This window comes from Rhodococcus sp. B7740, assembly GCF_000954115.1.
GTDB lineage: Bacteria > Actinomycetota > Actinomycetes > Mycobacteriales > Mycobacteriaceae > Rhodococcoides.
This window is the reverse complement of the sequence record NZ_CP010797.1, coordinates 2,598,328-2,617,133: the sequence shown is the minus strand read 5'-3', so window position 1 is coordinate 2,617,133 and position 18,806 is coordinate 2,598,328. Positions and strand designations below refer to the sequence as shown.

The window sequence follows — 18,806 nt, the reverse complement described above, 5'->3', positions numbered from 1 at the left end:
GCGACGACCGGCGGAATGCCATCGACCGGCGGTCGCTTCCCAGCACTCGTCCTGACTCGAGGTCCGGCCGTCGATGTTGCGTCGTTACTACAGTTGGAAGCTTCTGTCCGACGCATCCGGCGGCAGGCGGGTTCGGCAGCGACTCCCGGCCATCGGGCCCTGGCGGCAGTTGATCTGTCCATCAACGTATCTCGCCTGCAGGGACGGCCCGCACGGTTCGCGCTCGCTGCATCCGTAGCCGGTTCGGTGCCCGCCGACTTGCTGAGTCGTCGTATGCGACCTACTTGACATCTCTACTCGGCTGTGACCACCATTACAACATCAAGTGATAGGAACTATCATTGTATGAGAGGAAATGATGAAGGTAGCTATCCTGGGGCTCGGCGAAGCGGGCACCCTCTACTCGTCGGGATTTGCGGCAATCGGTTGGGACGTTTCAGGATTCGATCCCGCGGACACGGCAACGCCGTCGGAGGTCATCCGGTTCGACGACGTGGCGGACGCAGTAAACGGTGCCGATCTGGTCTTGAGCCTGACCAGCTCGAAGGTGGCCGTGCAGGCCGCGACGGCCGCGGCTCCGCACCTGAGCTCGGGAACGACGTACGCGGACATGAACTCCGCATCCGCTGTTGTGAAGAACGACGTGGCAGCGGCGGTATCGGTCGCCACCGGGGTCGCTTTCGCCGACGTCGCCGTGATCGGTTCCGTCCCGGCGCACGGTGCACGCACTGGCCTGGTCGTCAGCGGCTCCGGTTCGAGCTCGGCGGCAAGCCATTTCCGGGCGCTGGGGGCTCCGGTCGAAGATATCGGCGGTGCGCCCGGCGATGCTTCACGACGAAAGTTGCTGCGTAGCAGCTTCATGAAAGGTCTCGGCGCGCTCATCGTGGAATCCACCGACGCCGGTGCTGCGGCGGGTGCCGAGCAGTGGGTACGCGGTCAGATCGCCGCCGAGCTGTCGGATGGCTTCGAAGCCCTCGATCGACTGCGCGAGGGCACCCGGAAGCACGCGGCCCGGCGCGCGGTGGAAGCGGCGGCGTCGGTAGAACTGCTCGACGAGCTCGGTGTCCGTCCAGTCCTCGCCACGGCGACAGCCGAGTTGCATGCCGCGCTGGCCGATGCAAACGGGCGCGACGTCGGTGAACTCGCCGAGGCCTACGCAAAACTGCCGGTCGCGAACATCGGCGACGCTCGCGCACGTATGGGAATGGTCGACTCGGGCATTCGGGCAATGTGGAAAGGTGCTCGCACCGTTGGTCGGGCGCGTACGGTCTGGACCAGAGCAGGAGACAACAAAGCCCTGCAGGCGGCGGTGGCGAAGGTGCTCCCCGGTGAGGTGATCGTCATCAACGGACATGGCGACCCCAACCGTGCCTTGATGGGGGAACTGCTCGCCGAGCGCGCCCGCTCCCGTGGCTGTGTCGGCATGATCATCGACGGCGCAGCCCGAGACATCGACGTGCTCGAAGAGATCGGCTTCGGAGTGTGGGCCAGAGCGGTCAGCCCGGCGGGGCCGTACAAGGACGGCCCCGGCTACAACGACATCCCCGTCGCGATCGGCGGTGTCGTCTGTAACCCGGGTGATCTCGTCGTCGCCGATGACGACGGCGTCATCATCGTCCCCGCAGCCGAAGCCTTCGGCAGCCTGGCCGGTGGCCGTGCCGTCGAGGCCGACGAAGCGCAACGCCGCGCCGCGATCATCGCAGCCAGGACCGCGTCATGATTGCCATCTGGGCGCTGGTGTCGTTCATCGTCGCCATCATCTTCTGGAACGCGGTGCTCAAACGAAACATCGGCGAGGCGATGATCGTCGGGTTCCTTGTGGTCGGTGCGTTCGCCGGCCGGAGCGCGCCCGAATACATGTGGCACGGATTCCTCGACTCGATGCAGGAAGAGGTCACCTTCGCCGGACTGGCCTTCATCTTCATGAGCTTCGTGCTGGCCAAGACGCCGGTACTCGACCGCCTCATCGATATTCTGAACACCTTCTTCGGCCGCCTCCGCGGCGGACCGATCTACACCTCGACGGTGGCGGGTGGCATGTTCGGTGCCATCGCGCACGTCGGTGCGTCCGTCACTGCTGCCGTCGGATCCGTCACGGTGCCGTGGATGAAGCGATCCGGCGTCAGCGGCGAACTGTCCGCCACCGTCGTCGCAGGCTGCGCGGGAATGGGTGTGACTTTCCCCTTCAGTGCGACCATGTTCATCCTCGTCGGCTCCACCACCGTCACCGGTTTGATGGAACCCGATGAGATCATCCTTCCCCTTGCTCTGGCCGGATTGTGGTGCCTGGGTTACCGATTGGTGCTCAACTACTATCTGGTCCGCAAGAACGGCCTGCAGCCCATAGCCGAGGAAGACCGCATTCCCGCTCGCAAGAGCCTGCGCGCCGGATGGACGTCACTGCTGCTCTTCGTTCCGATCATCATTCCGTTGTTGCTCACCCGCGGTCCGATTGCGGCCCCGATCGCCGAGTACACCGACCTCGTGATGTCCAGCGCGCTCAGCCTGATCACCTGGATCCCGGTTCTGATGATTCTTCTTGTGTTCTTCCTCGGCCGCCGTCATCTGCCGAAGACCGGTAAAGGATGGTGGAAGATTCTCGGCGACACAGCACCTCAGTTCGGCGTCATCGGCGTCACCATCGTGGCAGCCTTCTCCGCCTCGAACGTCCTCGGCGATCTCGGGCTTCCCGAGCAGCTCACCACCATGCTGGCAAACCTCAGCGCACCCGCGTGGCTGATGGCCATTCTGGTCGGCGTCATCATCGTCGTCATCGCTATCCCGCTCACCGCGTCGGCCACGATGGCCGCCGTCGGCGGTGTCGCCGTTGCTGCACTGGTCGGTGTCGGTATTCCCGCACCGGTTGCGGCCGCAGCCGTGCTGGTCTTCGCATCCACCGAGGGCGCGTCGCCCCCGTCTGGAGCCCCGATCTACGTCGCCGCAGGTATTGCACGCGTCGACCCAGCGAAGATGTTCGTCCCGTTGTTGAAGTACTACTGCATCCCGATTCTCGGCGTTGGAGTTCTCATCGCACTCGGCCTCCTTCCGGTCAGCTGATGACCACCACGAAAGGAAAGTCCATGCTCGAAAAATGCATCTCGACGATCTTCAGGGTCAGCGTGGTGGCCTTCCTGCTCGGGGGACTGGCGATTGTCGTCCTTCAGGGTGGTGGACTCGTCGCCGGTGACGGCGAGTTCGTCACGCACATCGAGGAGCTGCTTGCCCCGTGGGCTTATGGGTCCGCCGGTATTGCCGGGCTGCTCGCATTCGCGTTGTCGTACTTTCATCGAACCGACGACGAATCTTCGGCGGTGGAGGACTCCGCGCGCACGGTGACCTCGGGACACGCATGACCGATCGACACGTGGCACCGGGTTTGCATACGGGGTCCCCGTACGCAGACCTGGTGACGCGCACCGACGGTGTACCGACTGGATCCAGCTGGGGTTTGTTCGACGATCCCGACCGAGGTACCGCCAATTTCGCCGGTCCTCGACACATCGTGGAGGCGGCCCGGATCGTCACTCGCGGAGAGTGTTTCAGTCTCGACTATGCGGTGGGTGCGTTCGATCCGCCGATGGCGCGTTCACGGTCCGCACCGACGCACACCATCGTCAGCGCCCACGAACAATCGCGAGACGACGTCCTGGACCACTTCTTTCTGCAGACGAGCAGCCACCTCGACGGTCTCCGTCACCGCAGGGTCTCCGGTCACGGCTTCTACGACGGGGTCGACGACGCCGCCATCGTGGTCGGCGCACCACGCCTGGGAGTGCAAGCGTGGGCGGATGCACCGATCGTCGGGCGCGGGCTGGTCCTCGATATCGAAGGAATGATGATCGAGAACGGCACCCCTCTCGACCACCTCGACGGTCCCGCACTGGACGCGAACCTGCTCGACGATGCCGTTCGTGCACAGCAGGTCGAAGTCCGACCGGGAGATCTGATACTCGTCCATACCGGCTGGGCACGCTGGTATCTCAATGCGACCGGTGAGGAGCAGAATTCCGTCCGAGATGGAAGACGCGCGACCGGATTCGCGCAACACCCGGCGTTGCTCGAGTGGTTGTGGGACAACAAGATCGCGTTGTTCGCTACCGACACGTTCGCCGTGGAAGTATTGCCGGTTGTCGAGGACAGCCCGTTCCTGCACTCGGCACCCGAGGACCGAGGAATGATGCACCAGGAGTTGATCGCGAAACTCGGTGTTCCGCTCGGCGAGCTGTGGAACCTCACCGAACTGGTCGCAGACAGCCGCGCCAACGACGTATGGGAGGCCATGCTCACCGTCAAACCATTACCGATCGTCGGCGGCGTCGGATCGCCGTGCAACGCGACCGCACTGCGCTGACAAGTCGTTCTCGCACAGTGATAAGTTCTCTTGAGTAAATCTCGGAGAGGACAACAATGGCAGCGCCGGCAGGCAACATGCGGTCTCTCGACCGCGCTTTCGATGTCCTCACAGTGCTGCAATCAGCGAAGCAACCTCTCCGGCTCAGCGAACTCGCCCGTCTTGCCGATCTGCACGTCGCCACTGTGCAACGCATCCTCGGGGTGTTGTCGGAGCGAGGTTTCGCGGCGCGATCGGCAGACGGATACACCGCGGGTCCCGCCGCCCTCGCTGTCGCGCATGCGTTCATGGTGACCAACCCGCTCAGCGTGCTCGCTCAGCCGGTCCTGCAACAGCTTGCTGCCAACACCGGATTCACTGCATCGATCTACGTGCGTGTCGAGAACAGTCGAGTGCTCATCGCACGCGTGGAGAGCGATCATCCGCTCAGCTACGTCCTGCCCGTAGGAGAGCGGCTCCCTCTGCATCTCGGTGGGGCAGGAAAGACGATCCTCGCGGAGATGAACGATGCCGAGATAGACGATGCGGTGGCCGGCGTCGCCGAGATCGCGCACGCAGATGGCAGCGTTCTCAGCAAAGCCGACTTGAGTTCCCAACTCGAGCAGATACGACGTGACGGATACGCGTTCTCGATCAGCGAACGACTGTTCGGGATCGCCTCGGTCACGGCACCGGTCCGCGCCCAGGATGGCACTCTGACTGCCGTTCTCGGCGTGACGGGTCCTGCAGAATCGTTCGACGAGAATGTGCGAGGTCAGCTCGTCGCCGAAGTACGCAGAGCGGCGGCATCATTGGGGGTCCGCGTTCCAGCGGGCCGTTGACTCGGAATCGGGGTATCACCGAGCCTGGTTGGGCGCGTGCTGCCACTTCGGGTTATCGACAACGGGGCGGGTGCGTAGCCTCCGAAGTACTTCGCGGCCGCCGTAGAACGCCGCGCTGGCCGCGAACATCCCCGCGACCAGCAACAGCCATCGCATCGCGTACGGCTCCTGGGTCTGACCGGTGGCGGCCTCGTATGTCTCGCTTCCGTGCGCGAAGATCCCCGGTGCGAACAGCAACAGGCTCAGTCCCGCTCCGAGCGCAGGAATGCGTACCGCGTTGACGAACCTGCCCAGCCGAGCAACCAGAGTTCTGTCGAGTACCGCGTACAACGGGAACAGGATCGCATCATGCACCACGGCCGCGCCGACGAACCACAGTCCGATGGACTGCCACCACTTGTCGGTGTTCCACAGGGCCGGAAAGCCGATCGTCAGGACCACCGCTCCGGACAGGGCGAGACAGAAGGCCGTGACCGCGAGATGCACGGGGCCTGCGCCGTACCTCGCCCGAAACGTACTCATGCTCCCTCCCCGAAGAATTCGACTGATTCGATCCATTTGGTGGCATGCACTCCGGGTATCGCCGGCATCATGATCCGAGCGGGATAGCCGTGATCGAGGGACAGGTCGGCCCCGTTGACCTTCAGTGCGAGAAGCGAATCGGGATGCATCATCTGATGTCCCCCGAAGGTGACGCGGTTGAACGAACCGACGGGTTCGAGCGACCGCACCTCACCGGTATCGGCAGAATCGATGCCCACGAGCGCAGCCAGATCGCGCAGTGGAACACCGGTCCACGTCTGTACCGTCGACCAGCCTTCGACACAGGAGATCGGGAGTTCGACGGTATGCAGGTCCATCTGCTCGAGTTGAGCTCGAGTGAGTACTACGGCGGTACCGCCGGCCGATACGGTCAGCCGCCACGAATCTCCTGTCTGCGCATCGGTGACGCCCGCGGATTGCGCAGTGCGATTGATCTGGAAGTCGTTGGGGCCGTTGCCGTACGAACGCCCTCGGGGAGCAGGAGCGCTGCCCCGCGCAGTGGCCCGCCGGTCGTCTGCCCGACACTCAGCACGGCGACGAACAATGCGCTGCCGCCCACGAGGGTGAGTGCTCCGCGGCGGCTGATCGTCGCCGGAGCGGGATCGGTTGCAGCAAGGCCTGATTCGTCGTCGGAGTCGGGCACCGTGTCCGCCACCCTGATGCGCATCAGCTCGAGGAACGGGCGCGTTCGCAGCGCGGTCACCATGGTCGGAAACTTCAACACCACATGGGCGACGAAGCCGGCGACGAACACCCAGGCTCCCCAGTAGTGCGCGGTGTAGAAGCTGAATCCGAAGATGTAGTCGTACTGAATGTTCAGCACACCGGTGATGATCTCGAAGAGTATGCCACCGACCAACGCCAGCAACGACACTCGTTCCAGCAGATGCGCCACGCTGCGAATCGGGGGCATCTCGATCAGCTTCGGAATCACCGACCACAGCTTGGCCAGCACGATCGGCACCATGACCAGACCTAGTCCCACGTGCAGGCCCTGGGTGAGCCGGTAGAGCCAGGCGGGTTCGGTCGGCCAGTCGAACGACGGTATCCGTAACCATCCGACGTCGCCGGGCATGGCCTGGCCGAACTGAGGACCGTACGCGGCCCAGGAAAAGAATCCGGTGATCGTCACGATCGGCAGGACGACGAGCAGGACGGATGCGAGGACCGACGTGAACCAGACGCCGCGGATCGGGCTTCGGAACGTGGGAATTCGTTGCATGCTGGTTCCCGTCTCCAAGATTGTACCCAGTAGTACAAATCAATGAGTCGAGGTTAGCGCACCGGGAGTCCTTTCGCCAGGGTGCGTCCAGGCGTCGCTTCTCAGGTCGCGCGTCGACGCAATGCGGAGACCGATGCGTTCAGCGTGTCGCGCAGTGGTTGCACATCGCCCGCGATGCGGGCGATCAGCATGCCCCCCTGCAGTGAGGCGATCAAGGTGGCGGCAGCGGCGGCCGGATCGGTCGCGACGTCGAGTTCGCCCCGGTCGATCATGCGACGAAGTCCCTGCTCGAGAGGTTGCTCCCAGCGCCGGAACGCGGCGTGCAGGGCGGGAACGAACGCCGCGTCGTTCTTCAGTTCTGCAGCGAGTGAACCGAGGGGGCACGAGAACGGACCACCTGGTTGTTCGTGATTTCGCACGATCTCGGCGGTCCAGGCGTCGATGTCGTCGAGGCTGTCGATGTGGGCCAGGCGTGGCTGAGCGGCGAGCACGCGCTCGAGTTGACGTGCGATGACGGCCTCGACCAGGTCCGACTTGTCGGAAAAGTAGTGGTAGAGCTGCGACTTCCCGGTCTCCGATGCGGCGAGAACGTCGTCGAGAGTGGTTCCCGCGACGCCGTGGTCGTACATCATCGATGCTGCGGCGTCGACGATCGCAGCTCTGGTGCGTCTGCCTTTGGCCGTTCTCGGCAGCTCCTTGCTCACGGGCCCTCGGCTCCTCGGTCGATGCGGTGAACAGCGAGTTCGATGAACACTCGGCCGTTCGATTCGATGGTTCGGCGGACCCGAAGCCCTGCAGCCACCGCCAGCGAGTACAGCGCACCCGCGCCGACACTGGCCCACGTGAACCACTCGCCCACCGAGTCGCCGGTCTCCCATCGAACCATTCGGTTCCGATCGTCCAGATCGGGGGTCGGCTCGACTTCGACGATGGCTGTTCCGCTCTCGTGCAGCAGTCTTCGTACGGTCGTCAACAGCGCGGCAGGATCGCCGCCGATACCGATGTTGCCGTCCGCGAGCAGTACGTGGGACCACTGCCCGGCCCTGGGGAGTGCTGAGAAGATGTCCTGTTCCACGGCGAACCCACCGCGGTGATTCGTCATCTCCACGGCGACCGAGGACGTGTCTACCCCCAGTGCGGGAACGCCGGCACGGGTCAGTGCCTCGGTCAACCGCCCTGGCCCACAGCCGAGATCGAGGGTGGGGCCGGTGCAGAACGCAATGGAGGCCTCGTCGGCCCGGATGTCGTCGACCGTCGAATGGGCTCCACCCATCCAGCGTGCGATCGGCAGTTCGGTGCGTCGACCGTCGTAGTCGGAGATCCACGAGGGTAGGCCTGCGCGGCCGCGGCGATAGACGTCGTCTGCAATCACCCGATCGAATGTACCAGTGAGTACAGTCAGCGGCATCGCGGGGCGAAGCGCGTCAAATTTCCCGTGGGTGCCGTCAAGATTGCGTCAACACCTCTGTTCGACGCCACCGCGCGGCGTGAGACTTCCTCTCATGACACTTCTCGACATGCTTCCGTCCCTCGGTGCCGCATATGTTTCGCGGTGCGATCCAGCGCTCTGGCCTGCAGATACGCATTGCGTCTGCGGCCGCATCACCGTCGACGGCGTTGCGCTGGAGGATCTTGCGGACGCGCAGGGCACTCCGGTGCAGTGGGGTTCGATTCTGGTGACTCGGGTGCGTTCGGTGATTGCCGGCGAGGTGGGCGTCGACGCCGAGTTCGCGGATCTGCGCCAGGCCGTGGTGGTCAACCGGCATTCGGTGGGTCCGGTGGTCAAGGTCGATGTGCACGGTCCGGGTCGACGCTGTGTCGGTCCGGTGGAGCTTCCCGCCGACCTGCGTGCGGGTGACGTATTGGCACTCGTGACCTCGCAGGTGCACGAAACTTCGTAGCAGGGGTCGAACTTCTGCTCACATGCGGCGGAGCCGCTCATCCCAGCGTGCGGTAGCGGGCGAGTCTGGATCGCGTGCGGGTGGCGGAGTCGACGGTGGACAACGTGCGCAGTTCTCGAACGATGGCATCGGCGACTCGGGCGGAAAAGGCGGCCGGTTCGTCGGCGGCGTCGGGGAGTTCGGGGACGATGGCGTCGACGATGCCGTCGCGCAGCAGATCGACGGATCGGATGCCCTGCGCCTCGGCCATGTCCGGGGCGTGAGCGGTGTCCCGGTGCACGATGGCGCTGGCACCCTCGGGCGGAAGCGGTGCGAGCCAGGCATTCTGGGCACACAGCACGCGATCGGCGGGCAGAAGTGCGAGCGCTCCGCCGCCGGTGCCCTGGCCGAGCAGCACCGACACCGTCGGGGTATCGACGGTCACCAGGTCGGAGATCGAGCGGGCTATCTCGGGTGCCAGGCCGCCTTCCTCGGCTTCCTTGGAGAGGGCAGCGCCGAACGTGTCGATCACCAGTACCAGCGGGATGCGTAGTTCCTCGGCCAGGCGCATTCCGCGTCGTGCCTCACGTAGTGCCGCAGGACCCATCGTGGCGGTGGCGGTGCTGCTGCTCCGGTCGTTGCCGAACAGCACGCACGAGACTCCACGGATGCGGCACAGCGACAACAGAATCGAGGTGTCGGCCTCGCCCTGTCCGGTGCCGCTGAGTGGAACGTGTTCGCTGGCAGTGTGTTCGATGAGTTGCCGAATGCCAGGCCGGTCGGTGCGGCGGGACGACTGCACCGAATGCCACGCCGAAGTCGCGGGGATGTCCACCGATTCCTCGCCGGCATCCTGGTGCCACACGGCGGCGTCGACGATCACTCGAAGTGCGCGGATCAACAAGTGGCGCAGGTGATCCACCGGCACCACACCGTCGATGACGCCGTGCTGGTAGAGGTTCTCGGCGGTTTGGACGCCGTCGGGAAATGGCTTGTCGTACAACGCCTGATAGACGCGGGGCCCGAGGAACCCGATGAGGGCGCCCGGCTCGGCCACGGTGACGTGAGCAAGCGACCCCCAGGATGCGAACACGCCTCCGGTCGTCGGATTCCGGAGGTACACCAGGTACGGCAGGTGCGCCGCCTTGTGTGCGGTGACGGCCGAGGCGATCTTGACCATCTGCACGAAGGCGAGTGTGCCCTCCTGCATACGCGTGCCGCCGGAGGTGGGGGAGGCGATGAGCGGCAGCCCCTCGGCCGTTGCGCGTTCGATAGCGGAGGTGATGCGCTCGGCCGCGGCAACGCCGATCGATCCGGCGAGAAATGCGAACTCGCACGCGATGATCGCCACGCGGCGGCCGTCGAGGGTGCCCTCGCCGGTCACAACCGATTCGTCGACGCCGCTCTTCTCCCGAGCTCTCGCCAGGTCCCGAAGATAGGACTCCCCAGGATGGACGTCCACTGGCGTGGAGTCCCAGGACACGAACGATCCGCCGTCGAGAACGGAGTCGAGAATCTCGGCGGCGGATGTCCGTTGGCTCATATCGGGGAGCCTACGCAGCGAACCCTAGCGAGCAAACGCTTCCTTCCACGAGACGGTCTTGCCGATCCGAAGAATGGAACGCTGGTAGATCTTCGCCGCGCCCATGGCCAGGATCGCGGTGGTGACCACCATCAGAACCGCCGAGCCGACGATCTGCATCGGCGAGGTCACGCCCGCTGCAATTCGCAGAGGCATCATGATCGCGGAGAACGGCGGGATCCAGCTCAGCGTGTTGGCCAGGGTGCTCTCCGGATCGCTGACGGAGTAGAAGGCCGCGAAGAACATCGCCATGATCAGGATCAACAGCGGCATGGTCGTCGAGTTGACGTCCTCCTGCCGCGAGACCATCGAGCCGCCCGCAGCGTAGAGCACCGCGAAGAATGCGAACCCGAGAACGAACCACGCGAGGGTTGCAGCGAAGACGCTCACCGCAGCACCCGTGACCGTGAGGACGCCCGTACCCAATCCTGCACCGACACCGGCTATTCCGTAGAGAGCAAGCTGCACGATGCCGACCGCGCCGATACCGAGGATCTTTCCCCACAGCAACTGCAGGGGGCGGACGGTGGAGAGCAGCAGTTCGACCACCCGAGAGGACTTCTCCTCGACGACGCCCATCGCGACGTACATGCCGAAGCCGATGATCTGGGCATAGAGCAGAAACACTGCCGACAGGGCAAGTGCGGTCCGCTGACCTGCCTCGGGATCCGGGGGATCGATGGCGTCGACGGTGACCGTTGCGGCGCTTGTCGCTGCTCCGAGTTCGTTCTGGTCGACACCCTGTTGCGCCAGTGCAGTATTGGTGGCTTGTGTTGCAACACTGCCTTCGACGACGGCGCGTAACGTTCCGGTCAGGTCGGACTCGGTGACGGCGGTGTACGCACCGTCGGTTCCGTCCGGAACCAACGCCACGTCGAGATCCCCGGATTCGACGCCGCTGCGTGCGGCCGCCGCGTCGGCGATCTCACGGACCTCGACCGGCGAACCGACGGCGTCGCCGGTTGCTTCGACTACGGCCGCGATGGACTGGTCTCCGGCGATGCCGACGACGTCGCGCTCCTCGTCACCGCTCCCGGAGAAGATCGAGAACGCGACGATACCGCCGACGATGACGGCCAGGATGATCGCATTGCTGATGACGAAGCTCTTCTTCATCACCTGAACGGTGAACTCGCGCTTGGCTATCAAGGACACAGCGCTGAAGGAGTTCAGTTGGGAGCTCATGCCACTACCGCCTCTCGGAACAGGTCGCTCAGGGAAGGTTTCTGGATGGAGAAGTCGTGTACCGGACCGGTCGCCAGTGCCGCCCGCAGGATCTGCTGGTCGTCGGCCCCGGGTGCCAAGCCCAGGACGGTGACGCCGTCGCTGTGGCCGAGGGTGCTCACTCCGGTGATGCCCGACGCCCATCCGGGTGCGGCGTTCGGTGCGTGGACGCGTAGCTGCGAATCTCCCGACCCGCGTAGCTCGTCGACGGTCCCGATTGCCTTCATCGAGCCGGCGGCGATGATGCCGACGCGATCGCACAGGCGTTGCACCAGATCGAGCTGGTGGCTCGAGAACACCACCGGCACTCCGGCAGCGGCCTTTTCGCGCAGTACCTCACTCATCACGTCGACAGCGATCGGGTCGAGGCCGGAGAACGGCTCGTCCAGGACCAGCACCGCGGGGTCGTGCACCAGCGCGGCCGCCAACTGCACGCGCTGCTGGTTGCCCAGGCTCAGCGCGTCGACGGTGTCGTTGACGCGCTGGTCGATGCCGAGTCGTTCGGTCCAGCGGATCACCGCGGCCTTGGCGTCCTTGGACGACAGGCCGTGCAGCTCGGCCATGTAGGCCAACTGCGGGCCCACCTTCATCTTGGGATAGAGGCCGCGCTCCTCGGGCATGTAGCCGATGGTGCGGCGGACGTCGAGGTCGACGGGCTTGCCGCCCAATAGAACCTGGCCGGAATCTGCCGACAACACGCCCAATGCGATGCGCATCGTGGTGGTCTTGCCTGCGCCGTTGCTGCCGACGAAGCCGAACAGTTCGCCCGGCCGGACGTCGAAGCTGAGGTTGTCGAGGGCGATCTTGTCGCCGTATCTCTTGGAGACGGAGTCGATCGTGAGGGTGCTCATGGTGCCCTTTCGGTCGTTACTGCTGGTCGAAATTCGGGATGTCGTCGAGTTCGGGGTCGGGGGTGATCCACGCGAGAATCATGGCGGGGGAGCAGATTCCGGTCATGAGTGCGGCCAGAGTCCAGCCGCCGCCCGCATAGGCGAGGCGGGGCATGTCCTCGAACGACACAGAGAGGAAGATGGAGGCGAATGCGGCTGCCATCACCAGCGTCTGCGTGACGGTGAGGCCGATGGAGCGAGCTTCGTTGCGCTGCTGCACTTCCCATTCGTCCAGTGCTCCGACGGGTGCGTCCCCGTGCCGGCCGGAGACAATCTGTAATGCCGTCCAGATCGGAATGAACAGCAGTGCGGCCGGTATCCATCCGAGTGCGAACCACTCGGAGAACAGGCTGCCGATGCTGACGACGAAGAAGGCGAAGAGGAGTACGGCCACAGCTACCACGAGGATCTGGCGTCGACGCTGTGTGCGCCACTTCGGAAGCCAATGGCGAGTCTTGGCGTCGTTCTCCAGGAATCGGCGGGTGCGATAGGCCTGATAGCGGGTGAGGATGTCGGGTCGTTCGCTCATGGTCAGCCGTCCTCGGGATCGGGGTCGGGGGTGATCCACGCGAGGATCACTGCCGGGGCGCATCCACCTGCAAGCAGAGCAGCGAGCGTCCACAATCCTCCGGCGTAAGCCAGATTTTCGTTGTCGTACGCTCCCGACAGCACGATCAAGACCAGAAGTGCCACCAATACCAGGGCCTGGGTTACGGTGAGGCCGATCGAACGTGCTTCGTTGCGCTGCTGCACTTCCCATTCGTCGAGTGCTCCCACCGGTGCATCGCTGTGGCGACGGGACACGGTTTGCAGCGTCGTCCAGGCGACGAGAAACATCACGGTGGCCGGGATCCATGCGATCGGTGCCCACCGGGAGAAGAGTGACCACACGGCTATCACCAACAGGGTGAGCAAGGACGCCATCAACATTACGGCGAGTATGCGTCGACGTTTCTGGGTGCGCCAGTTCTGAAGCCAGTGATGGGTTTTCGCGTCGTGCTCCAGGAATCGGCGGGTGCGATAGGCCTGATAGCGGGTGAGGATGTCGGAGCCGGGTGTGGTCATCGATCCTTCTCCCTTCGGAAGAGTTCGGCGGAGAGCGGTCCGAGTTCGGTGCGCGAGAACACTGCTTCGATCGGCAGATCGAAGACGTCGCAGATGCGCATCGCAAGGTCGAGGCTCGGGTAGTGGTCGCCTCGTTCGAGGGCACCCACTGTCTGGGGGTTCACTTCGACGAGTTCGGCCAGTTGCGCGCGGCTCATCTTTCGTTCTGCCCGCAGAACACCCACCCTGTTGAAGATCGGGAGCGCGGTACTGCGCTTGACGGGGCTCATGACAATGAAGTGTTGTATAAACCCAACGATGTGTCAACCAGTAATAACAGTTTTATCGATGCGCCTACTGGTTCTGCTGTTCGCGAGCGGCCACGACCACCGCGTGCATGGTCGTCAGAAAGTCGTCGATCGTTGCCCGCTGCTCGGGTGTGAAACGTGCCAGCTCGTCGACTGCTCGGCCGATGACGGGGCCGAAGAACGTGGTGCCGAGTTCCGACGCGTGAGCGGTCACGCGCAGCAGTACTCGACGGCGATCGGCTGGGTCTGCTTCGCGTGATACCAAGTTGCGCTTGCTCATTCGATCGACCAGGGCGGTGACGGATGCCGATTCGAGGCCCAGCTGTCCGCCGAGCCAGCCGGGTGTGGCACGCGTTCCGGCCCGGTCGGCATCGAGGAGGCAGATCAGCGCGCGGATGTCTGTCGGGTGAAGTGAGTGCTTCTGAGCGAAGTCTGCGCCGAGGAGATCGAGTTCGACGGTGAGCGCTCGCAACCGATGTACGGCGGCGACAGGTTCGGTCATGTGTCGATCCCTCGGGAGTTGCTGTACGAGTAGTCTCTCTATTGTCTACTATCTCGATCATCGAGAGAATAGAGGGTCGCAATGACGCTGGACGGATTCTTCACCGCCTACGACCGAGTGCTGCAGAAGTGGCCGGCTGATACCCAGGCCATCGACGCGAACACGGTGCACGGCACCACACGGATCAACGCCTGCGGACCCGTCGACGGCCCGCCCCTGGTGCTGCTCCCGGGGGCCGGTGCGACGTCGACCGTGTGGTTCGCCAACGTCGCGCCGCTCTCTCGGCACTATCGGGTGTACGCGGTGGACCTCATGGGCGACGTCGGGCGCAGCGTGCCCGGGGAACGCGCCATCGACTCTGTCGAGGAGCTACTGGGTTGGCTGACGGCCGTCCTGGATGAGCTGAACTTGCCAACCGTGGCACTCTGCGGCCATTCCTACGGCGCGATGATCGCCCTGGCGTACGCCCTGCGAAACCCGAGCCGCGTCGATGCGCTGACACTCCTGGATCCCAATGCTTGCTTCGGCTCCATGAGTCCGCGGTACCTGCTGCACGCGATTCCGATTCTGCTTTCTCCCAACGAAAAGCGACAGCGGCGCTTCGTGGCGTGGGAGACCGATGGCCTGGCTTTGGATTCCGACTGGCTCGACGTCCTCGCGCTCGGGGCCGCACATTTCCCGACGGCGAAGACCATCGTTCCGAAGCGGCCGAAGCCCGCTGCGTTCGAGGGATTCGCTGTCCGCACCACCGTGGTCCTGGCCGGGAAGGGGAGGGTGCACAACGCCGCTCGGATCGAATCGGCTGTGCATGCCGTTCTGCCGAGTGCGAGGACGGTGGTACTCGGGAACGCCACGCACCACGGTTTGCCGATGCATCCCGCCGCCGAGGTGAACGAGATTCTGATGGACTGACGTGAATCGGGTGCAGCCGACCGCGCTCACCGCGGTCGGCTGCACCCGATTTCACTGCGACCTACAGTTCCGACAGCTGCCCGTTGGCCATCGTCCAGTGCCTCGTGCTGCGGACCGTGTCGAGCATTCTGCGGTCGTGCGTCACCAACAGCAGCGTGCCCTCGAAGTTCTCCATCGCGCGTTCCAGTTGTTCGATGGCAGGCAGGTCGAGGTGGTTGGTCGGCTCGTCCAAGACCAGCAGATTGACTCCGCGGGCCTGTAGCAACGCGAGCGCTGCGCGGGTTCGCTCACCGGGCGAGAGCGACGACGCCGGCCGCAGTGCATCGTCGCCGCGTAAACCGAACTTCGCCAGCAGGGTGCGGACATCGGCGTCCGGCCACTCGGGAACTGCAGCGCTCAAGGCGTCGGACACCGTGCCCTCGCCGACGAAATATGCCCGCGCTTGGTCGATTTCACCGACGGCGACCCCGGATCCCAGCGAGGCAGTGCCCTCGTCCGGGCTGAGCCTGCCCAGTAGAACCGACAGCAACGTCGTCTTGCCGGATCCGTTGGGCCCGGTGATCAGAATGCGATCGCCCCAGTCGATCTGCGTCGTGACCGGTCCGAACGTGAACCCGGATCGCCGCACGAGTGCACCGCCCAACACCGACACGACGGTTCCGCTCCGGGGAGCTGCGGCGATCTCCATCCGCAGTTCCCACTCCTTGCGCGGTTCTTCCACGACCTCGAGGCGCTCGATTCGGCGCTGTGTCTGACGGGCTTTCGCGGCCTGCTTCTCGGTCGATTCGGCGCGTGTCTTGCGGGCGATCTTGTCGTTGTCGGTGGCCTTGCGGCGCGCATTGCGCACCCCGGACTCCATCCAGTTTCGCTGCATCTGCGCCCGAGACTCCAACGCGGACTTGGTGTCTGCGAACTCGTCGTACTTCTCCCTGGCATGCTGGCGGGCAATCTCGCGCTCAGCCAGATACGACTGGTAGCTGCCGTCGTACACATCGATGCGACGCTGAGCTCGATCGAGCTCCACGACGCCCGTCACTGTGCGTGCCAAAAATTCGCGATCGTGACTGACGACAACGATGGCCGCCCGCGTTGCGACGACGAACTGCTCGAGTTGCTCGAGGCCGGCCAGATCGAGGTCGTTCGTGGGCTCGTCGAGCAGCAGGATGTCGTAGCGCGCGAGCAGAATCGCGGCGAGCCCGGCGCGGGCGGCCTGCCCACCCGACAGGTCCGTCATGAATGCGCTGCCGTCGACCTCGAGGCCGAGGTCCGCCAGCACCTTTGCTGTTCGCTCCGCCAGATCTGCGCCGCCGAGCGCCAGCCACTTCTCCAGCGCCGGGGTGTACAGGTCCTCATCACTGGACCTCAACGCCTCGGCTGCCGCGTTCATCGACGATTCGGCCTCGGTCACCCCGGTCCGTCGACCGAGGAAGTCCAGCACCGTCTCCCCGGCGATGCGCTCGGGCTCCTGAGCCAGGTAGCCGACCGTGGCGTCGGGCGGGCTGGTGTGGATCTCGCCCTCGTGATCGGCGGTTCCCACCCCGGCGAGCAGCGTCAACAAGGTCGATTTGCCCGCACCGTTGGCCCCGACGAGCCCGATCACGTCACCCTCGGCCACCGTCAGATCGAGGCCGGAGAACAGGGTTCGATCGCCGTGAAATGCGGCGAGATCATCGATACGAAGCGTTGCGGTCACCGAACAAGTATCTCCGGCGGGATGGGAACAGATTCACCGTGCCGCCCGTTGCCATTCGTATGACGTATTCAGCCGAGACCAGTACTGTCCCGACCATCGTGCTCAACGACGGCACGTCCATTCCCCAGCTGGGGTTCGGTGTGTGGCAGGTGCCCGACGATGGTGCCCAGGCCGCAGTGACCGAGGCACTGAAGGTCGGCTACCGCAGTATCGACACCGCCAAGGTGTACGAGAACGAAACCGGGACCGGCCGGGCCATCGCAGAATCCGGCATCGCCCGTGACGAGCTGTTCGTCACCACCAAGCTGTGGAACGACGATCAGGGCTACGACTCGACGTTGAAGGCGTTCGACGCCAGCATGGATCGCCTCGGGCTGGAGTACCTCGACCTGTACCTCATTCACTGGCAGCAGCTCGACCGCGACAAGTACATCGACACCTTCAAGGCTTTCCAGAAGCTGAAGGCAGACGGCCGCATCGGATCCATCGGTGTCTCCAACTTCACCATCCCCACCCTGGAGAAGCTGATCGACGCCGTCGGCGAGACCCCGTCGGTCAACCAGATCGAGCTGCATCCGCGGCTGATCCAGGAAGAGCTGCGCGCGTTCCACACCTCGAAGGGCATCGCCACCGAGGCCTGGAGCCCACTGGGATCGGGCACCATCCTCGACGAGCCGGTGTTCGCGACCATCGGTGAGGCACACGGCGTCACCCCGGCCCAGGTCATCCTGCGCTGGCACATCCAGCTCGGCAACGTGGTGATCCCCAAGTCGGTCACTCCGAAGCGCATCGCCAGCAACTTCGACGTGTTCGGCTTCGAGCTCAGCAACGACGAGATTCAGCAGATCAACGCCTTGGACTCCGCAGATGGCCGCACCGGCCCGGACCCGGACAAGTTCAGCAGCTGATGTGAGCGGAACTTCGTAGTGGGCTACGAAGTCCGGAGTGGAGCCCGCGGAACGACCACGGGCACAGCGTGCACATAGGGGGCCTAGTCTGTACCCATGTCCGATTCGCTCGACGGCAGGACCGTTGCCCTCACCGCCGAGCGGCGTGCAGACGAATTGGCCGCCATGCTCGAACGCCGCGGCGCGAACATCGTTCACGCCGCGGCGATTCACGTTCTGCCACTGATCGACGACTCGGAGCTGAAGTCCGCCACCGTGGGCATCGTCGAACGACCGCCGCAGATCGTGGTGATCAGTACCGGCATCGGTTTCCGGGGCTGGCTCGACGCGGCCGCGGATTGGGGTGTCCGCGATGATCTCGTTGCTGCTCTTGCACATTCGCGCATCATTGCCCGAGGCCCCAAGGCGCGCGGTGCCATTCGCGGTGCCGGGCTGCGGGAGGAATGGTCCCCGGCCACCGAGGCCTCGCAGGAAGTGTCCGCTCATCTCGCCGCCGAAGGTGTTGCCGGCGTGGACATCGCGGTTCAGCTGCACGGGGTGATCACCGAGTGGGAACCGACGATCCATCTCGATGCCGCACTGAGCGAACTCGGGGCACATGTGCGGCCGGTTCCGGTGTACCGGTGGATCCGCCCTCTCGATCAGGCTCCGCTCCTCGATCTGTTGGGGCAGATCATCGACCGCCGCGTGGATGCGGTCACGTTCACCAGCGCCCCGGCGGTGGCCTCGCTTCTCTCGACAGCGAAGGACAACGGCCTGCTCGACGCCTTCCTCGACGCACTTCGCGGCCCTGTCGCCGCGATCTGCGTGGGGCCGGTGACGTCGGCGCCGTTGGATGCGTTGGGTGTTCCGACGTCGATGCCGAGCCGGGCGCGGTTGGGCGCGCTGGCGAAGTTCGTGACCGAGCAGCTCGGCTCGCCGTGAAA

At 64.7% G+C, this 18,806-nt stretch carries 20 protein-coding genes and 1 pseudogene; 9 read left to right on the top strand and 12 right to left on the bottom strand.

Annotated elements, in window-relative coordinates; all coding sequences use genetic code 11:
* Positions 1-355 precede the first annotated feature (355 nt).
* The 5 genes from NY08_RS12025 to NY08_RS12005 are packed head-to-tail and all read left to right on the top strand — an operon-like array spanning position 356 to position 5,172.
* The gene (locus NY08_RS12025) at positions 356-1,720 is read left to right on the top strand and encodes a DUF1932 domain-containing protein (RefSeq protein ID WP_045196581.1); all 1,365 of its coding nucleotides are present in this window, start codon (positions 356-358) and stop codon (positions 1,718-1,720) included.
* The gene (locus tag NY08_RS12020; RefSeq protein WP_032395825.1) at positions 1,717-3,057 is read left to right on the top strand and encodes a TRAP transporter large permease subunit; all 1,341 of its coding nucleotides are present in this window, start codon (positions 1,717-1,719) and stop codon (positions 3,055-3,057) included. The genes NY08_RS12025 and NY08_RS12020 overlap by 4 nt, the downstream gene beginning before the upstream one ends.
* Positions 3,057-3,353 (top strand): hypothetical protein, encoded by a 297-nt coding sequence (locus tag NY08_RS12015; RefSeq protein WP_230596818.1) that lies wholly within the window; start codon positions 3,057-3,059, stop codon positions 3,351-3,353. Before NY08_RS12020 ends, NY08_RS12015 begins: the two co-directional genes overlap by 1 nt.
* Positions 3,350-4,351: a cyclase family protein gene (locus tag NY08_RS12010; protein WP_082073780.1), complete on the top strand. Its 1,002-nt coding sequence runs from the start codon at positions 3,350-3,352 to the stop codon at positions 4,349-4,351. Before NY08_RS12015 ends, NY08_RS12010 begins: the two co-directional genes overlap by 4 nt.
* 56 nt (positions 4,352-4,407) lie before the next feature.
* Positions 4,408-5,172: an IclR family transcriptional regulator gene (locus NY08_RS12005; RefSeq protein WP_032395824.1), complete on the top strand. Its 765-nt coding sequence runs from the start codon at positions 4,408-4,410 to the stop codon at positions 5,170-5,172.
* 15 nt (positions 5,173-5,187) lie between these two features.
* On the opposite strand, the gene NY08_RS12000 is transcribed toward NY08_RS12005, so the two are convergent.
* From NY08_RS12000 to NY08_RS11985, 4 genes and pseudogenes are all read right to left on the bottom strand, one after another.
* The gene (locus NY08_RS12000; RefSeq protein ID WP_045196579.1) at positions 5,188-5,694 is read right to left on the bottom strand and encodes a hypothetical protein; all 507 of its coding nucleotides are present in this window, start codon (positions 5,692-5,694) and stop codon (positions 5,188-5,190) included.
* Positions 5,691-6,937 (bottom strand): annotated as a pseudogene (locus NY08_RS11995) (molybdopterin-dependent oxidoreductase). Before NY08_RS11995 ends, NY08_RS12000 begins: the two are co-directional and overlap by 4 nt.
* A gap of 101 nt (positions 6,938-7,038) precedes the next feature.
* Positions 7,039-7,641 carry a TetR/AcrR family transcriptional regulator gene (locus tag NY08_RS11990; RefSeq protein ID WP_032395823.1) on the bottom strand — a complete coding sequence of 201 codons (603 nt, stop codon included), beginning with the start codon at positions 7,639-7,641 and terminating at the stop codon, positions 7,039-7,041.
* The gene (locus NY08_RS11985; protein WP_032395822.1) at positions 7,638-8,309 is read right to left on the bottom strand and encodes a methyltransferase domain-containing protein; all 672 of its coding nucleotides are present in this window, start codon (positions 8,307-8,309) and stop codon (positions 7,638-7,640) included. Before NY08_RS11985 ends, NY08_RS11990 begins: the two co-directional genes overlap by 4 nt.
* 130 nt (positions 8,310-8,439) lie before the next feature.
* Here NY08_RS11985 and NY08_RS26645 point away from each other — a divergent pair, with 130 nt between their 5' ends.
* Positions 8,440-8,838: a hypothetical protein gene (locus tag NY08_RS26645; RefSeq protein WP_045196575.1), complete on the top strand. Its 399-nt coding sequence runs from the start codon at positions 8,440-8,442 to the stop codon at positions 8,836-8,838.
* A 37-nt stretch (positions 8,839-8,875) separates the two neighbouring features.
* On the opposite strand, the gene NY08_RS11975 is transcribed toward NY08_RS26645, so the two are convergent.
* The 7 genes from NY08_RS11975 to NY08_RS11945 form a co-directional block, all read right to left on the bottom strand.
* Positions 8,876-10,360, bottom strand: a complete 1,485-nt coding sequence (locus NY08_RS11975; protein WP_045196573.1) for a carboxyl transferase domain-containing protein — start codon at positions 10,358-10,360, stop codon at positions 8,876-8,878.
* A gap of 24 nt (positions 10,361-10,384) precedes the next feature.
* Complete coding sequence (locus NY08_RS11970) at positions 10,385-11,584, bottom strand: ABC transporter permease (RefSeq protein ID WP_032395819.1); 1,200 nt, start codon at positions 11,582-11,584, stop codon at positions 10,385-10,387.
* Complete coding sequence (locus tag NY08_RS11965) at positions 11,581-12,474, bottom strand: ABC transporter ATP-binding protein (RefSeq protein WP_032395818.1); 894 nt, start codon at positions 12,472-12,474, stop codon at positions 11,581-11,583. The genes NY08_RS11970 and NY08_RS11965 overlap by 4 nt, the downstream gene beginning before the upstream one ends.
* A 16-nt stretch (positions 12,475-12,490) precedes the next feature.
* Positions 12,491-13,042 carry a hypothetical protein gene (locus tag NY08_RS11960; RefSeq protein ID WP_032395817.1) on the bottom strand — a complete coding sequence of 184 codons (552 nt, stop codon included), beginning with the start codon at positions 13,040-13,042 and terminating at the stop codon, positions 12,491-12,493.
* A 2-nt stretch (positions 13,043-13,044) separates the two neighbouring features.
* Positions 13,045-13,578: a membrane protein gene (locus NY08_RS11955; RefSeq protein WP_032395816.1), complete on the bottom strand. Its 534-nt coding sequence runs from the start codon at positions 13,576-13,578 to the stop codon at positions 13,045-13,047.
* Positions 13,575-13,847: a helix-turn-helix transcriptional regulator gene (locus NY08_RS11950; protein WP_045196571.1), complete on the bottom strand. Its 273-nt coding sequence runs from the start codon at positions 13,845-13,847 to the stop codon at positions 13,575-13,577. The genes NY08_RS11955 and NY08_RS11950 overlap by 4 nt, the downstream gene beginning before the upstream one ends.
* A 64-nt stretch (positions 13,848-13,911) precedes the next feature.
* Positions 13,912-14,367, bottom strand: a complete 456-nt coding sequence (locus NY08_RS11945; RefSeq protein WP_032395815.1) for a MarR family winged helix-turn-helix transcriptional regulator — start codon at positions 14,365-14,367, stop codon at positions 13,912-13,914.
* A gap of 81 nt (positions 14,368-14,448) precedes the next feature.
* Between NY08_RS11945 and NY08_RS11940 the strand changes: the two genes are divergently transcribed.
* On the top strand, positions 14,449-15,279 hold the full coding sequence (locus NY08_RS11940; protein ID WP_032395814.1) for an alpha/beta fold hydrolase: 831 nt from the start codon (positions 14,449-14,451) through the stop codon (positions 15,277-15,279).
* A gap of 61 nt (positions 15,280-15,340) precedes the next feature.
* On the opposite strand, the gene NY08_RS11935 is transcribed toward NY08_RS11940, so the two are convergent.
* A complete protein-coding gene (locus tag NY08_RS11935; RefSeq protein WP_045196569.1) occupies positions 15,341-16,972 on the bottom strand; it encodes an ABC-F family ATP-binding cassette domain-containing protein in 1,632 nt (543 codons plus the stop codon).
* Between the two features lie 59 nt (positions 16,973-17,031).
* On the opposite strand from NY08_RS11935, the gene NY08_RS11930 reads away from it, so the two are divergent.
* On the top strand, positions 17,032-17,880 hold the full coding sequence (locus NY08_RS11930) for an aldo/keto reductase (RefSeq protein WP_045200257.1): 849 nt from the start codon (positions 17,032-17,034) through the stop codon (positions 17,878-17,880).
* Between the two features lie 96 nt (positions 17,881-17,976).
* On the top strand, positions 17,977-18,804 hold the full coding sequence (locus tag NY08_RS11925; RefSeq protein WP_045196567.1) for a uroporphyrinogen-III synthase: 828 nt from the start codon (positions 17,977-17,979) through the stop codon (positions 18,802-18,804).
* Positions 18,805-18,806 lie beyond the last annotated feature (2 nt).